Source organism: Cupriavidus phytohabitans (assembly GCF_000426345.1).
Taxonomy (GTDB): Bacteria; Pseudomonadota; Gammaproteobacteria; order Burkholderiales; family Burkholderiaceae; genus Cupriavidus.
Genome location: NZ_AUFE01000250.1, coordinates 1 through 1,178 on the forward strand (window position 1 = coordinate 1; position 1,178 = coordinate 1,178).

1 pseudogene is annotated in these 1,178 nt (G+C 62.9%); it reads left to right on the forward strand.

Going from position 1 to position 1,178, the window contains the following annotated elements:
- Positions 1-1,117 (forward strand): annotated as a pseudogene (locus K309_RS0135110) (IS3 family transposase); the annotation flags it as partial.
- Between the last annotated feature and the right edge of the window lie 61 nt (positions 1,118-1,178).

Genomic DNA, 1,178 nt, shown 5'->3' on the forward strand with positions numbered 1-1,178 from the left:
ACCCACTCGGCAACCTTCAAGGCCAAGGTGGCCATGGCCGCGCTCAAGGGCGACAAGACGCTGGCGGAATTGGCCCAGCAGTATGACGTGCACCCGAGCAGATCACGGAGTGGAAGCAGCAGTTGGCGGAGCACGCCGCGGACGTGTTCGGCGGCGGCAAAACCAAGACTGCGGCCGAGCCGCCGGTGGACGTGAAGGTGCTGCATGCAAAGATCGGCCAATTGACACTGGAGAACGATTTTTTAGAGCACGCGCTCGGCAAGGCGGGATTGCTGAGCGGAAAGCGATGATTGACCGCGATCACCCGCTGCCGGTGAGCCGCTAGGTCAAGCTGGTCGGCATTTCCCGATCGAGCGTCTACTACCAGCCGCGTCCAATCAGCGACGCGGATCTGAGGCTGATGCGCCGGATCGACGAACTGCATCTGGAGCATCCCTTCGCGGGCGCACGCATGCTGGCCCGCCTGTTGCGACGGGAGAGCATCCCGGTCGGCCGCCGGCACGTGCGCACGCTGATGAAGCGCATGGGCATCGAGGCGCTGTACGGTCGCCCGAACACGAGCCGCAAGCATGCGGCGCACAAGATCTGGCCATACCTACTGCGCGACCGGACGATCGATCGCGCCAACCAGGTGTGGGCGCTGGACACGAGCTACATTCCGATGGCGCGGGGCTTCGTGTATCTGACGGCGGTGGTGGACTGGGCGAGCCGCAAAGTACTGGCCCACCGGGTGGCGATCACTCTGGAGAGCTGCCATGCTGTCGAGGCGCTGGAGGAGGCCTTTGCGAAATACGGCACGCCGGAGATCGTCAACACCGACCAGGGCAGCCAGTTCACCGCGACGGAGTTCACAGACGCTGTGCTCGACCGCGGCATCCAACTGTCGATGGACGGCAAGGGCAGTTGGCGCGACAACGTGTTCGTCGAACGCCTTTGGCGCAGCGTCAAATACGAGGAGGTCTACCTGAAAGCCTACGACTCGGTCAGCCATGCGCGCCGCTCTATCGCTAACGACCTAACTTGGTACAACCAACGACAGCCCCATTCCAGTCTGGCGGACCAGACCACGGATGAGGCATACTTCGCCACGCTGCCAGCGATCAAATCGGCAGCCTGACTGCCCCAGCGCTTCCACTTAAAAACTCCGGATCTCTGTCCGAAATAACGGCGCCACCTCT